Origin of the sequence: Photobacterium chitinilyticum (assembly GCF_004104355.1) — a bacterium.
In the GTDB taxonomy this organism is placed as follows: domain Bacteria; phylum Pseudomonadota; class Gammaproteobacteria; order Enterobacterales; family Vibrionaceae; genus Photobacterium; species Photobacterium chitinilyticum.
In genome coordinates, this window is the sequence record NZ_RJLM01000016.1 from 1 (window position 1) to 14,878 (window position 14,878).

General features: G+C 50.0%; 12 protein-coding genes and 5 tRNA genes. 1 reads left to right on the forward strand and 16 read right to left on the reverse strand.

What is annotated here, in order from left to right; genetic code table 11:
- Positions 1-2 precede the first annotated feature (2 nt).
- The 11 genes from EDI28_RS22375 to pncC all read right to left on the reverse strand — a co-directional run bounded on the left by EDI28_RS22375 (position 3) and on the right by pncC (position 7,542).
- A tRNA-Arg gene (locus EDI28_RS22375) sits at positions 3-76 on the reverse strand.
- An 80-nt stretch (positions 77-156) separates the two neighbouring features.
- Positions 157-248: transfer RNA gene (locus EDI28_RS22380), tRNA-Ser, on the reverse strand.
- Positions 249-259: 11 nt separating this feature from the next.
- Positions 260-336 (reverse strand) — tRNA-Arg (locus EDI28_RS22385).
- Between the two features lie 56 nt (positions 337-392).
- Positions 393-469, reverse strand: a tRNA-Arg gene (locus EDI28_RS22390).
- A gap of 21 nt (positions 470-490) precedes the next feature.
- Positions 491-582, reverse strand: a tRNA-Ser gene (locus tag EDI28_RS22395).
- A gap of 227 nt (positions 583-809) precedes the next feature.
- Positions 810-1,007, reverse strand: coding sequence for a carbon storage regulator CsrA (gene csrA / locus EDI28_RS22400; protein WP_075763080.1), 198 nt, complete (start codon positions 1,005-1,007; stop codon positions 810-812).
- A 97-nt stretch (positions 1,008-1,104) separates the two neighbouring features.
- Positions 1,105-2,301, reverse strand: a complete 1,197-nt coding sequence (locus EDI28_RS22405; RefSeq protein ID WP_128786107.1) for an aspartate kinase — start codon at positions 2,299-2,301, stop codon at positions 1,105-1,107.
- Positions 2,302-2,359: 58 nt separating this feature from the next.
- On the reverse strand, positions 2,360-4,984 hold the full coding sequence (alaS, locus tag EDI28_RS22410; protein ID WP_128786108.1) for an alanine--tRNA ligase: 2,625 nt from the start codon (positions 4,982-4,984) through the stop codon (positions 2,360-2,362).
- 311 nt (positions 4,985-5,295) lie between these two features.
- Positions 5,296-5,757: a recombination regulator RecX gene (recX, locus tag EDI28_RS22415; RefSeq protein ID WP_128786109.1), complete on the reverse strand. Its 462-nt coding sequence runs from the start codon at positions 5,755-5,757 to the stop codon at positions 5,296-5,298.
- A gap of 115 nt (positions 5,758-5,872) precedes the next feature.
- Entirely contained in the window at positions 5,873-6,919 is a 1,047-nt protein-coding gene (recA, locus tag EDI28_RS22420) for a recombinase RecA (protein ID WP_128786110.1), read from the reverse strand.
- A gap of 131 nt (positions 6,920-7,050) precedes the next feature.
- Positions 7,051-7,542 carry a nicotinamide-nucleotide amidase gene (pncC, locus tag EDI28_RS22425; protein ID WP_128786111.1) on the reverse strand — a complete coding sequence of 164 codons (492 nt, stop codon included), beginning with the start codon at positions 7,540-7,542 and terminating at the stop codon, positions 7,051-7,053.
- A gap of 249 nt (positions 7,543-7,791) precedes the next feature.
- Here pncC and mutS point away from each other — a divergent pair, with 249 nt between their 5' ends.
- Positions 7,792-10,329: a DNA mismatch repair protein MutS gene (gene mutS / locus EDI28_RS22430; protein ID WP_438942813.1), complete on the forward strand. Its 2,538-nt coding sequence runs from the start codon at positions 7,792-7,794 to the stop codon at positions 10,327-10,329.
- 105 nt (positions 10,330-10,434) lie between these two features.
- On the opposite strand, the gene rpoS is transcribed toward mutS, so the two are convergent.
- Genes rpoS through truD form a run of 5 tightly spaced genes read right to left on the reverse strand, consistent with a single transcriptional unit; the run spans position 10,435 to position 14,819 of the window.
- Positions 10,435-11,421, reverse strand: coding sequence for an RNA polymerase sigma factor RpoS (gene rpoS / locus EDI28_RS22435; protein WP_128786113.1), 987 nt, complete (start codon positions 11,419-11,421; stop codon positions 10,435-10,437).
- 56 nt (positions 11,422-11,477) lie between these two features.
- Complete coding sequence (locus EDI28_RS22440; protein WP_128786114.1) at positions 11,478-12,386, reverse strand: peptidoglycan DD-metalloendopeptidase family protein; 909 nt, start codon at positions 12,384-12,386, stop codon at positions 11,478-11,480.
- A 6-nt stretch (positions 12,387-12,392) separates the two neighbouring features.
- Entirely contained in the window at positions 12,393-13,022 is a 630-nt protein-coding gene (locus EDI28_RS22445; protein ID WP_128786181.1) for a protein-L-isoaspartate(D-aspartate) O-methyltransferase, read from the reverse strand.
- Positions 13,023-13,024: 2 nt separating this feature from the next.
- A complete protein-coding gene (gene surE, locus EDI28_RS22450) occupies positions 13,025-13,774 on the reverse strand; it encodes a 5'/3'-nucleotidase SurE (RefSeq protein WP_128786115.1) in 750 nt (249 codons plus the stop codon).
- The gene (truD, locus tag EDI28_RS22455; protein ID WP_199287479.1) at positions 13,755-14,819 is read right to left on the reverse strand and encodes a tRNA pseudouridine(13) synthase TruD; all 1,065 of its coding nucleotides are present in this window, start codon (positions 14,817-14,819) and stop codon (positions 13,755-13,757) included. Before truD ends, surE begins: the two co-directional genes overlap by 20 nt.
- Between the last annotated feature and the right edge of the window lie 59 nt (positions 14,820-14,878).

Sequence of the window (14,878 nt, forward strand, 5' to 3'; positions counted from 1 at the left end):
GGCGCGTCCGGGAGGATTCGAACCTCCGACCGCCTGGTTCGTAGCCAGGTACTCTATCCAGCTGAGCTACGGACGCGCAGGCTTCTTTCCGAAGAAAGAAATTTTGTCTGGATCTGAAATTGTAGCTGGAAGGCATATTTCAGAAACAGCAAAGAATGGCGGTGAAGGAGGGATTCGAACCCTCGATACGGGATAAACCGTATACTCCCTTAGCAGGGGAGCGCCTTCAGCCTCTCGGCCACCTCACCACACAGATTAATGGCGCGCTCGGGAGGATTCGAACCTCCGACCGCCTGGTTCGTAGCCAGGTACTCTATCCAGCTGAGCTACGAGCGCACACTAATATCTTTTTATCAACATCGCTAGTTTCAACTAGCCATATTGTGAATAGCTGGCGCGTCCGGGAGGATTCGAACCTCCGACCGCCTGGTTCGTAGCCAGGTACTCTATCCAGCTGAGCTACGGACGCGCAGATAATCGTTGCAAGAAATGGCGGTGAAGGAGGGATTCGAACCCTCGATACGGGATAAACCGTATACTCCCTTAGCAGGGGAGCGCCTTCAGCCTCTCGGCCACCTCACCGTCTTGCGGGGGCTCATATTACTGCCAGCCGAAAATAAGTCAAACACTTTATCGTCAAAAAACGACATTCACAGCGCAGGTGCACACTAAATAGCCAACACGACAATTAAACCTGCGCAATGTCCACAGTATCTTACTTATTTTCAAATAAATGGCGCAAAGAGCGAGAAGAATTCGGGTAAATCACAGAGACAAAAAAGGCCAGCAAATAACTGACCTTTTTCGACTTAGAAGTTACCAGAACCTTGAGAACCGGTTTCTTTTTCCGCTTGAATTCGCATATAGATTTCTTCACGGTGAACAGATACTTCTTTAGGCGCGTTAACGCCAATGCGAACCTGGTTACCTTTAACGCCAAGTACAGTAACGGTTACTTCGTCACCAATCATTAGCGTTTCACCTACGCGACGTGTCAAAATAAGCATTCGTGTGCTCCTTGAGTAATCTCAGTCTATTAAGAGTTAAAGTTTATTATCCAACATTATTTACACATCCATTAACGGAAGCGTAAATGGTCACTGCTCAAGAAACAGCGAGAAGTGGTCGATTATCCAGACTTTCTGGCTCAACCACAAACCTTTTGTGGACGATATCTACAGCTAATTGATGATCATCCTCACTTATCAACAAAGAAAGACAATGAGTCGACCGTTTATTCTGGCGCACCCGGATACCCGCTTCAGCCAGCACTGTGCAGATATGATCTGCCAGCTCTGACACATCATCCCCTACTACAGACAGGGTTGAAACCGCAGCGACCTGGTGCATATTTTTACCCAGCACAAGTTTTAGTCGTGCCAAATCTTCATTTGCTGTAACAATTTGCGTTGAATCAGCGGCGACGGCCTTACACCAGCACTGCATACCGAACAAGTTAAGCTGTTCCTGTAGCTCAGAAACTGGCATATCGACATCAAGCAGTGTTTGCTGATTCTTTAGCGCGATCCCCACGACACCAAGTGCCGCAGAGGAGTCAAAACTTACCAGTGTCCCCTTCCCCTCTTCGAACGAAGATAGGACCCTCAACGGGACTCTATGCTGTCGCGCATATTCAACAGACTGTAATTGTAGCACTTTCGCACCGTTTCGCGCCAAGGATGTCATATCATCGAAATGAACAACATCCAAACGGCGCGCCTGCGGTACTAAACGCGGATCGCACGTATATACGCCGTCCACATCGGTGAAAATCTGACATTCATCTGCGTGTAAAGCGCCTGCCAGTGCAACTGCCGTGGTATCTGAGCCCCCACGACCAAGGGTAGTTATATCCCTTTCATCATTAATGCCTTGAAAACCAGCAACTATCACAATCTGGTCTTGGCCGAGCAACTGCTGAATGTAACTAGGATCAATATCTGTAATTTTCGCATCATTGTGCTGGCTGCAGGTTTTGATCCCTGCCTGCCAACCGGTTAGCGATACCGCAGCATGCCCCAGCCTATTCAACATCATTGCGAGCAAAGCCATGGAGACTTGTTCACCCGCCGACAAGAGAACGTCAAGTTCTCGCTCTGCAGGCACAGCATCAACCTGCTGTGCAAGGTCTAGCAGACGATTCGTCTCACCAGACATGGCAGAAACAACCACTACGAGTTGCTTGCCCTCTTCTTTAGCTTTAATGACTCGTTCGGCGACAGCCTGGATACGTTCTATCGATCCAACGGATGTACCGCCAAACTTTTGCACTATTAGCGATTTACGCGCAATCTGCGTCACTTTACTTCACCTTCCTGGGGCTAATACCCCGTTACCTTACGTCTTGATAAAGAGCGCCTTACAGGCGCTCAGCGATCCATGTTTGTGCCGACTCTAGCGCAGCAGGAAGTGCACTTGCGTCCGTACCACCTGCCTGTGCCATATCCGGGCGACCGCCACCTTTACCACCAACTTGCAGAGCCACCATATTGACGAGCTCACCGGCCTTAACTTTGCCGATAAGATCTTTGGTTACACCTGCGATTAAGCCTACTTTGCCGCCACTGACGTTACCCAGTACAACAACACCGCTGCCTAGCTGATTCTTTAGCTCATCAACCATGCCACGCAATGCTTTATTATCGGCTCCGTCCAGTTTAGAGATCAGCACTTTTACACCATTGATCTCTTGTGCCTGATTAATAAGACCGGCACTTTCTTGTGCTGCCAACTTATCTTTCAGTTGTTGAATTTCTTTTTCAAGCTGCTTGCTATGAGCAACCAGTGCGCCTACTTTGGTCGCGACGGATGCTGCATCAGACTTCACTAAACCGGCAGTTTCTGACAGCAACGCTTCCTGCGTATGCAATGCTTCGATTGCGGCTTCACCCGTTACCGCTTCAATACGGCGGATACCTGCGGCAATACCACCTTCCGAGGTGATTTTGAACAGGCCGATATCACCGGTATTCTTGGCGTGGATACCACCACAAAGCTCCGTCGAGAACTCACCCATGCTCAGTACGCGGACCTCGTCATCGTACTTCTCGCCAAACAGTGCCATCGCACCTTTTTCTTTCGCCGTTTCGATATCCATAATGTCGGTATCGATAGCATGGTTCAGACGGATCTGCTCGTTCACGGTACGTTCAATCTCACGTAGCTGCTCTGACTTCACCGCTTCTAAGTTCGAGAAATCGAAACGCAATGACTCTGGCTTAACCAGCGAGCCTTTCTGCGCGACATGTTCGCCGAGCAGGTTACGTAGTGCTGCATGCAATAAGTGCGTAGCCGAGTGGTTAAGGCTGATCGCCGAGCGGCGCGCCGCATCCACGGTTGCCGTTAACTTATCACCCACTTTCAGCTCACCTGTTGCCAATGTCCCTTTATGGCCAATGGCATCACCAAACTTCTGGGTGTCTGCAACATCAAACTGGACACCAGTTGCTGTCATTACACCCGCATCACCACACTGGCCGCCAGACTCAGCGTAGAATGGCGTATTGTTCAGTATCACCAGCGCTTCTTCACCAGCACGGATGCTGCCTACAGCTTCACTGCCACGGTACAGGCCAATAACTTCGCCTTCGCCGTCAGTACCGGCATAACCACAAAATTCGGTGTTGGCGTCAACCTTGATAGCCTCGTTATAATCAACACCAAAATGACCCGCGTCACGGGCACGCTGGCGCTGGGCTTCCATGGCATTGTTGAAGCCTTCTTCATCAATAGAGAAGCCACGCTCGCGGGCAACATCATTGGTCAAATCCGCCGGGAACCCATAGGTATCATACAGTTTGAATACTGTTTCACCGTCCAGTACCTTGCTGTCTAGGCTATCGAGCGCATCGTTCAAAATTGTCATACCACGGTCAAGTGTACGGCCGAAGTTTTCTTCTTCGATCTTCAGCACTTTCTCGACCATTGCCTGCTGCTTCTTCAGCTCTTCGCCCGCCGTCCCCATAATTTCAGCCAGAGGACCAACTAACTTGTAGAAGAAGACACCCTTCGCGCCCAGTTTGTTACCATGACGTACTGCACGACGAATGATACGGCGTAGCACGTAGCCACGACCTTCATTCGACGGCATCACACCATCGACAATCAAATATGCACAAGATCTAATATGATCAGCAACAACACGTAACGACTGGTTCGACAGATCATCGTACCCAATCACATCTGCTGCTTTTTTGATTAGGGTCTGGAAAATATCAATCTCGTAGTTCGAATGTACACCCTGCATGATTGCAGCAATACGCTCGATCCCCATTCCGGTATCAACTGACGGCTTTGGCAACGGCTCCATGGTACCGTCAGCCTGACGGTTAAACTGCATGAATACGTTGTTCCAGATCTCAATGAAACGGTCGCCATCTTCTTCCGGCGTGCCGGGACGGCCACCCCAGATATGCTCGCCGTGATCGTAGAAAATTTCAGTACACGGGCCACAAGGGCCAGTATCACCCATCTGCCAGAAGTTATCAGACTCAAAAGGCTTGCCGCCCTCCTTGTCACCGATACGGACGATGCGATCAGCCGGGATCCCCATATCTTTGTTCCAGATAGCGAAAGCTTCGTCATCGGTCTCGTAGACGGTCACCAACAGGCGGTCTTTTGGCAGCTTCAGTACGTCGGTCAGAAACTCCCATGCATACTTGATCGCATCTTGCTTGAAGTAATCACCGAAACTGAAGTTACCCAGCATTTCGAAAAAGGTATGGTGGCGCGCGGTAAAGCCGACGTTTTCAAGGTCATTGTGCTTACCACCAGCACGTACACAGCGCTGAGCTGTTGTCGCTCGAGTGTAGCCACGCTTTTCCATACCTAAAAATGTATCTTTAAATTGGTTCATACCTGCGTTGGTAAACAATAGTGTTGGGTCGTTAGCAGGTACAAGAGAAGAGCTTTCTACGATCTGGTGACCTTTGCTCTCAAAAAACGCAAGAAACGCACGGCGAATCTCATCAGTGCTCATGTACATTGGCAAATCCTGAATAAATGCTTTGATAAAACCGGAAAATCGCACTTAAGCGATAATGTAACCCCCTCCCATAAACTTCCATGCGTGTCAGCCTGGAACTTATGTCAGCAGGTTTTAATTGAACTAAAATAAATTCTTTGGCGGCTATTGTAAAACAACGGCAGGTAATACGGGAAATGTTATGTTAAGAATTAGCGCAATTAATACATAGTTGCTAGAACGAAAGATGCCATTAAAGAAAGGTAACGCTGCCAAGCTTGGCAAATTGGCAGCGGGAAGAGAGATGTCGCATGTACTAAATAGAATAACCGTTATTCGTCATCGTTAGTATCTAGGGCATACTTGATCTGATCAAAATCAAACCCACGATACTGCATAAAGCGAAAGCGCCGGGCTTTTTCCTTCGGCGTATCAATTTCGCTATTTCCAAACTTCCGTTGGGCAACGTCGCGGGCATGCTCATACCAATCAATATCGCCATCCTCAAGAGCCTGGCTGACAATCGCGTCATGCACACCCTTCATTTTCATTTCCTGCTTGATCCGCAGTGCCCCCCATCCCTTGGCAACACCATTGCGCATCATCATTGCCGCATAGCGGGCATCGTCTAGCCAGTTATAGTCCTGGCAGTAGGCGATGGCATCGATAACATCCGGCTCACTATAACCTCTCGTTTTAAGCTTCTGGCGCAGCTCTTTCTCTGCATGATCCCGGTGTGAAAGATAGCCGACAGCCGCTTCTTTGGCACTTTGCCTCGGTACTTGTTTTTTCATTTTCCTTGCCTCAATACACAAAACGGGCCACGTACCAAAGTACAGGGCCCGTCTCATTTTTCTAGCCTCTTTACAGAAGCAGGATAGCTGGAATATCTGGATGCAGAAAAGCGGCTTAGAACGCCTGATCTTTCTCTGCGTCTTTCTCCTCAGCCGTTTCTTCCTGCGCAGCCGGTGGCGTTAGCAACAAATCACGTAGCTTCTTATCTAGCTCTTGTGCAATTTCAGGGTGCTCACCCAGGAACTTACAGGCATTTGCCTTACCTTGGCCGATCTTATCGCCCTGATAGCTGTACCAGGCACCTGCCTTCTCGACCATTTTATTCTTCACACCAAGGTCAACCAGCTCGCCTAGACGGTTGAAGCCCTGACCATAAAGGATTTGTGTTTCGGCTTGCTTAAACGGCGCAGCGATTTTGTTCTTCACTACCTTGATACGAGTTTCGTTACCCACCACTTCGTCGCCATCTTTGATCGCACCGGTACGGCGGATATCAAGGCGAACAGAAGCATAGAACTTCAGGGCGTTACCACCGGTTGTGGTTTCTGGGTTACCAAACATCACACCAATCTTCATTCGGATCTGGTTAATGAAGATACACATGCAGTTTGATGTTTTCAGGTTACCGGTTAGCTTGCGCATCGCCTGTGATAGCATACGTGCCTGAAGACCCATATGAGAATCACCCATCTCGCCTTCGATCTCTGCTTTCGGCGTTAGTGCCGCCACAGAATCGACAACAATCATGTCGACAGCACCCGAACGGGCTAGTGCATCGCAAATTTCAAGCGCTTGCTCACCTGTATCAGGCTGGGAAACCAGTAACTGATCAATATCAACACCCAGTTTTTGCGCATAAATTGGATCCAGAGCATGCTCCGCATCGATAAACGCACAAGTTTTGCCGGCTTTCTGAGCACACGCCACCGCTTCAAGAGTTAGCGTCGTTTTACCTGATGATTCAGGACCGTAAATTTCAACGATACGCCCCATTGGTAAACCACCAGCGCCAAGTGCAATATCAAGCGACAGGGAGCCAGTCGAAACTGTTTCAATATCCATAGTACGGTTATCGCCCAACTTCATGATGGAACCTTTACCGAACTGCTTTTCAATCTGGCCTAACGCTGCGGCAAGAGCCTTCTGTTTGTTGTCGTCCATTCGACTCTCCAACGGATGCTAAAATTAAGTACTGATAATGATGATTAGTATACTGTCTATTCATACAGTGTCTAGCACTGTATGAAATTTTTTTTGCCTATCTTCGCTCGCAACTGGGGGGCTTCTTTCGCTCAGCCCAGCTGCCGCAGGCGCTGCAGCATGCCAGACAATGATTTCTCGACAGCTTGCAGCCTGACAGCATTGCGATCACCATCAAAAAAACAGGTTTCACACTGTACCCAGCCAGTTGTATCAGCCCAGGCAAAACAAACAGTCCCGACCGGCTTTTCTTCGGAACCACCACCCGGACCGGCAATACCACTGATCGCCACACTGATCGTCGCCGCTGATTGCTTCAGAGCCCCTTGTGCCATCTGCTGGACGACCTGCTCGCTAACTGCACCATGCGCTTCAAGCTGTGCCAGCTCAACCCCTAGCATCTGCTGCTTCGCTTCATTGCTGTAGGTAATAAAAGCACGATCAAACCAGCCTGAGCTACCGGCAACATCCGTGATTGCCGCAGAAACACCACCGCCGGTACAAGATTCTGCCGTCGTTGCGATCCCCCCCTGCCGGCTCAAAGCCGAACCAAGTTCATGAGCCAATTGCTGGATATCTGCCATCCCTACCTCCCGTCAATTATTCCAGCCCAACCATACTCTGCAACGCACTCGTCAGCAACTCTGCTCATCGCCTTCCATTGTCGATAAGGTATCGAGCAAATAGTTATACAAGAAAACAATTGCTGCTTTGCTCCCCTTGGCTGATTCACGTATCCTTAGCCTCCAGAAATTTACCCGGTACGTTTTCAATTCCGGCATCAATAAGCAGGCAATATCGTGACAGTGAAAGGTTTAGAAAAGCACACCCCCATGATGCAGCAGTTCTTGAGGATCAAGGCAGAAAACCCTGATATTTTGCTGTTCTATCGTATGGGCGACTTCTACGAACTATTTTTTGATGATGCCAAACAAGCCTCTCAACTACTGGATATTTCCCTGACCAAACGCGGCTCTTCAAACGGCCAGCCAATCCCTATGGCCGGAGTTCCCTACCATGCTGTCGAAGGCTACCTCGCCAAGCTGGTTCAGCAGGGGGTCTCTGTTGCCATTTGCGAACAAATCGGCGATCCGGCGACCAGCAAAGGACCGGTTGAGCGTCAGGTCGTCCGCATTGTGACACCGGGTACCGTCAGCGACGAAGCGCTGCTCAATGAACGTCATGACAACTTGATTGCCGCAATTTATCAAAATAGCAACGGATTCGGTTACGCGACGCTGGATATCACCTCGGGCCGCTTCATGCTTACCGAGCCTGAAACCGAAGAAGCCATGCAGGCCGAACTGCAACGTACCTGTCCGGCCGAACTGCTATACCCGGAAGATTTTGCCCTGCCGGGTTTATTGCAGTCGCTTAAAGGCACCCGCCGTCGTCCGGTTTGGGAATTTGATTTGGACACCGCCCGCCAGCAGCTGACCATGCAATTCGGTACCCGTGACCTGGTAGGCTTCGGGGTCGAGACAGCAGAGCGCGGCCTATGTGCTGCGGGTTGCCTGATGCAATATGTCAAAGATACCCAGCGTACCGCGCTACCGCATATCCGTGCTATCACCCAAGACAACAAAGATCATGCCGTGATCTTGGATGCCGCCACCCGCCGCAACCTCGAACTGACCCAAAACCTCGCCGGTGGTTTTGATAACACCTTGGCCTCGGTACTGGATCAGACAGCAACCCCGATGGGAAGTCGTTTGCTCAAACGTTGGCTGCATCAGCCGATCCGCGATCCGCAGCAACTCAACCACCGACTCGATGCTATTTCTGCCTTCAAGGATACCGGCCTGTTTAGCGATGTAGCTGGTGTACTGCACCACATGGGTGATCTGGAGCGCATCTTGGCTCGTTTGGCCCTGCGTTCAGCACGTCCGCGTGACCTTGCCCGCATGCGTACCGCCTTGCAGCACCTGCCGGAGCTGGCAGAGTTGTTGGCGGAAGTCGAGCAGCCGCGCATCGGTGAGTTGGCACAGTTTGCCGCCCCGATGGATGCACTTTGCGAGCTGCTAGAGCATGCCATTATTGAAAACCCGCCCGTAGTGATCCGCGACGGCGGAGTATTGGCTCCGGGCTATAATGCCGAGCTGGATGAATGGCGAGACTTGGCAGACGGTGCCTCGAAATACCTTGATGATCTCGAGGCCAGAGAACGCGAGCACCATGATATCGATAGCCTAAAAGTAGGGTTCAACCAGGTACATGGTTTCTTCATCCAGGTCAGTCGTGGCCAGAGCCACCTGGTGCCTAGCCATTATGTCCGCCGCCAGACCCTGAAAAATGCCGAGCGCTATATCATTCCAGAGCTCAAAGAGCATGAAGACAAGGTACTGAACTCCAAATCCAAGGCTTTGGGGCTGGAGAAAAAGTTGTGGGAAGAGTTGTTTGACTTGCTGCTGCCTCACCTAGAGCGACTCCAGAATGCAGCCAATGCCTTATCCGAGTTAGACGTACTGGCCAACCTGGCCGAACGTGCCGATACACTGAACTACTGCCGCCCAGAACTCGCAACGGAAACAGGAATTGAAATCAATGCAGGCCGCCACCCAGTAGTCGAACAAGTCCTGAACGAACCATTTATCGCCAACCCGATTTCGCTGCACAATGCCCGTCGAATGCTGATCATTACCGGACCCAATATGGGCGGTAAATCTACCTATATGCGCCAGACAGCCCTCATTGCCCTAATGGCTCATGTCGGTTCTTTTGTACCGGCAGAATCGGTAAGAATTGGTCCGCTGGATCGTATTTTTACCCGTATTGGCGCCTCGGATGATCTCGCCTCCGGCCGCTCGACCTTCATGGTAGAAATGACCGAAACCGCGAATATTCTTCATAATGCAACCCAAAATAGTCTCGTGCTAATGGATGAAATAGGTCGTGGTACCAGTACTTACGACGGTCTGTCGCTGGCTTGGGCCAGTGCCGAATGGCTAGCCGAAAAGATAGCAGCCATGACTCTCTTTGCTACCCACTACTTTGAATTGACAGAACTGCCTTCGATGATGGACGGACTGGCTAATGTACATTTAGATGCCGTCGAGCATGGTGATGAAATCGCCTTTATGCATGCCGTACAGGAAGGTGCTGCCAGTAAATCCTATGGTCTAGCTGTCGCAAGCCTGGCTGGGGTGCCGAGATCGGTCATCAAGCGCGCCAAAATCAAGCTACAACAGCTAGAAGCCAGCGGGCACCAACAGGCCGTGAAGTCGCCTTCCGCTGCACCGAAAGAAGAACATCAGCTCACTTTGTTGCCCGAGCCGAGCGAGGTAGAAGAAGCTCTGACCAACCTGAACCCGGACAACCTGACACCGAGACAGGCGTTGGATGAACTGTACCGTCTAAAGGCGCTGCTGTAGGCGGTAAGGTCGGTTAGAGGGCATTAAAAAAGGACGCACTTTGCGCCCTTTTTTTCATTCCTATCCGGCAGATGACAGTGTTGCAATCAGCTGACCTGAATACTTTTACAAATCTTGGTTAAACAACGATTCGATATTCAGCCCTTGGTGCGTCAGCATGTCGCGCAGACGACGCAGGCCTTCGACCTGGATCTGGCGGACACGTTCACGGGTCAGGCCAATTTCACGGCCAACATCTTCAAGGGTCGACGCCTCATATCCCAGCAGACCGAATCGGCGTGCCAGTACTTCGCGCTGTTTCGGATTCAGTTCCTGCAGCCAGGAAACAATCGAGGTTTTGATGTCATCATCCTGAGTCGATGTCTCCGGTCCCCCCCCCTTCTCGTCAGGAATAATATCTAGCAACGCTTTCTCTGAATCGCCACCAATCGGGTTGTCAACCGAACCGACACGCTCGTTCAAACGCAGCATGCGGTTTACATCCTCGACAGATTTATCTAGCTTCAGGGCGATATCTTCCGCTGTCGGCTCATGATCCAGCTTCTGGGCTAGTTCGCGGGCAGTACGAAGATAAACGTTCAGCTCTTTCACTACATGGATGGGTAAACGGATGGTGCGAGTTTGGTTCATGATAGCCCGCTCAATAGTCTGACGGATCCACCATGTTGCATAGGTAGAGAAACGGAAGCCGCGTTCCGGATCAAATTTTTCGACTGCGCGGATCAAGCCGAGGTTGCCTTCCTCAACCAAATCCAACAGGGCAAGACCACGATTGCTGTAACGACGAGATATCTTCACAACCAATCGCAAGTTACTTTCTATCATTCGCTTGCGGGCAACTTCATCACCTCGCAGCGCCCGGCGGGCATACAAAACTTCTTCTTCCGCAGTAAGAAGCGGAGAAAAGCCGATCTCGCCAAGATAAAGCTGTGTCGCATCCAGGGCTTTTTGTGTTGCCCCGTATTGCGAAATATCGACCTCATCACTCGTTTTTTCAGCCGATGCGGTTTTGGTTTCGGCTTCGGCCGAGTCTAATTCCACATCTTCAAAGTCAAAGTTCTCGATATTTGTAGCCGTATTGCTTCTACTCATAGCGCCTCCCAGATGGCGAGTTAGCAAGACATTACAACTTCACTATGCCATGTTGTCTATTTCGGCAAGTACCGTAACGGATTAACCGACTTGCCTTTGTAACGGATCTCGAAATGTAGGCGAACACTGTTGCTACCGGAGCTTCCCATTGAAGCAATCTTCTGCCCCGCTTTTACCGTCTGTTGCTCTTTGACCAGCACCTTATCATTGTGTGCATAAGCACTTAGATAATCGTCGCTATGCTTGATAATTACTAAGTTTCCATAGCCACGCAGGGCATTACCTGCATACACTATGATTCCTCCAGCCGAAGCCTGTACGGCCTGTCCTCTTTTTCCGGCAATATCGATGCCTTTGTTGCCATTTTCTGAGCTGGAGAACTTAGCAATAACCCTACCTTTGGTCGGCCATGACCAACTGGTCACCTTGTTACTCTTGCTCGCTTTTTTTGTAACGACTTTGTTACCTTTCGAATTTTGAGAGTACTCTTTTGTGCGACCTTGATCAACATTTTTATTGGCTGCTTTTTGCTCGGTCGGTTTAGGCTTTGGCTTCGGTTTTGCCACCGGTTTCGGGGTTGGTTTTGGTTGTGTTGCCTTACTTGCTGTTTTTACTGGGGGTTTAACAACAGCGATAGTCCCGGCCTTACCATATGCAGGGGCAACATATTTCGGTTTCCAGAGCTGTAACGTCTGACCCGGATAAATAGTATAAGGCGGAGAAAGTTTATTACTGGCAATTATATCTTTCACTTCCCGTCCGGTGATGTAGGAAATGAAATACAGGGTATCCCCCTTTTCCACTTGATAATAACTGCCACGGAAGCTGCCTCGCTTCAAGCTTTGGTAGTCTTTGTCAAGGCTGGTTACCGGTGCCGGCATATGAGTGCTACAGGCAGACAGCAGCAGGCATAGCACTGCTACTGTCGTTGTTCGCCAATTCGATATCTTCGCCGCCACACTCATCGCAATTTACGCCAGCTCTCCTGCGACCAAAGGTACGAAACGTACAGCTTCAATATCCTGAGAAATATACTGCTCGCCATTTCGTACAATCTGCTTCAGTACTTGGTACTCATCACCTACCGGGATGATCAGGCGACCGCCATCGGCAAGCTGAGCCAGCAGCTCAACCGGAATATCATCGGCAGCAGCCGTCACGATAATGGCATCAAACGGTCCTTTGCTTGGCCACCCCTGCCAGCCATCTCCATGCTTGGTAGAGATATTATGCAAATCAAGCTGTTTAAAGCGACGCTTGGCCTGCCACTGCAACGCTTTGATCCGCTCAACAGAAAATACATGCTCGACCATGTGTGCAAGCACGGCTGTCTGATAGCCAGATCCCGTACCAATTTCCAGTATCCGGGAGTTAGGCTTCAGATCCAGCAACTCCGTCATTTTTGCCACAATATAAGGCTGCGAAATCGTCTGCCCACTACCAATAGGCAAGGCATTATTTTCATAAGCTTTGTGAGATAATGCTTCATCGATGAACAGCTCTCTGGGAACGGTTGACATCGCCTGCAAAACTATATCGTTACGGATACCCAGCTGATGTAAATACGTCAGCAGACTATGTCGTTCTTCCGCATAGCGCATCCTTAATTTGTCTCCACTTGTTTTAACCATTGTTCAATGCCATCAATCGCATCATGCGCCGTTAGATCGACCTGTAATGGTGTGATCGACACATGGTTATGCTCTATCGCAAAAAAATCCGTACCTGGTCCGGCATCCTGACAAGCACCAGGAGGGCCCAGCCAGTATATCGCCTTGCCACGAGGATCGACGGCCTTTTCCATTTTTTCGGCGCGATGGCGTGCACCTAAGCGGGTTACCTTCCAGTCACCAAGTTCCGCAAAGGGTACATCAGGTACATTGATATTCAGTATTTTATTATAAGCCAACGGCTGTTCTGCCAGTTTGCCAACAATATCTTTGATTACCAAAGCAGCAGTATCGAAATGCTGTGAGCCGACCAAAGAAACGGCAATAGCCGGCACGCCGAGAAAATGCCCTTCGGTAGCTGCAGCAACCGTTCCGGAATACAGCACATCATCACCTAGGTTTGCACCATGGTTAATGCCCGCTACAACAATATCCGGACGGTAATCCAACCATTCATTAAGCGCAAAGTGAACACAGTCTGTCGGTGTTCCTTCTACCGAAATCCGACGCTCGCCTTCCTCGCGAATACGCAGTGGATTATCTAAAGTGAGGGAGTTCGAGGCACCAGAGCGATTACGATCCGGCGCGACGACCGTCACCTCGCCAAGTTCTTCCAATGCTGCGGCCAGCGTCTTAATCCCTTCGGCAAAAATGCCATCATCATTACTGATCAAAATTCGCATGGTCGCCATCCTCTAGCTCACGCTCAATCATTAGTTCACGTACTACTGCTGTCGCGAAACAGCCTGCAGGCAGCGCGAATGATACGGTCAGTTCATTGTCTTCAAGCAGCCATTCCATCTGCTGGGGTTTCAGCAGCAACGAGCGACGCTCGTGGCGCATCCGGTTATCGCAGATCAGTTTTAACAACAACGGTTCCTGCTCGACAATTCCCATCTCAAACGCTTCTGCATCCGCGGTGGTTGGTAGGGCATTATCACCCATCATCGGCGCAGTGATCGCCATAGTGCCCTTATCGACTTGCATTTGTAACTCAGCAGTAGCAGGTTCGGCTATTACCCCACGTTCATCACCGTGCTGAAGCAGACTATCACCCGCCAATAATGTACGTTCCTTGCCTTGTTCGATGCGAGAGGATAACACCATGTTAAACAACCAAGAACGCGCAGCAGATAAATAAAAGCTGCGCTTGCTCTTGTCTCGCACGCGGAACTCATCGTTGCCCCAGCTACGTGCTTTCGCCACATTGTTGCCGTTATGGCCAAACCGCTGCTCACCAAAATAGTTTGGTACGCCCTGTAGCTTGATCTGCTCTAGACGAGTGATCACATCTTGGGGCATGTCCAGTTCGGTCAGGCGCAGCTGGAACCAGTTACCCGCTAGATCGCCCGGTCTTAGTTTTTTATCATGACGAGCGGTCTCCAGTACTTCCACGCCCGGATGATCAGCAACGAATTGTGTCAAATCCGGATCAGACTTACCTGGCAGATGAACACTTAACCACTGTTCGGTAATCGCATGACGATCTTTAAGACCAGCCCAGCTCACATCTCGAGACTTGACCCCGCACGCTTTTGCCAGTTCATTAACAACATATTTGGTGTTTTCACCCGTCTTGCGGATTTTCACCATAAAATGCTCACCGGTACCGGTAAAATCAAAGCCTAAATTTTCTTTAACGACAAAATGTTCAGGCAGGACTTTGATCTGTCCCTGGCAACTAGGTTTACCGTATAACCAGCTAAAACTGTCCATTATATTAGACATATATACACCGTATGTTGGCAGCAATAACGATTGCTGCGAAACCTGCCGTTATATTGTTG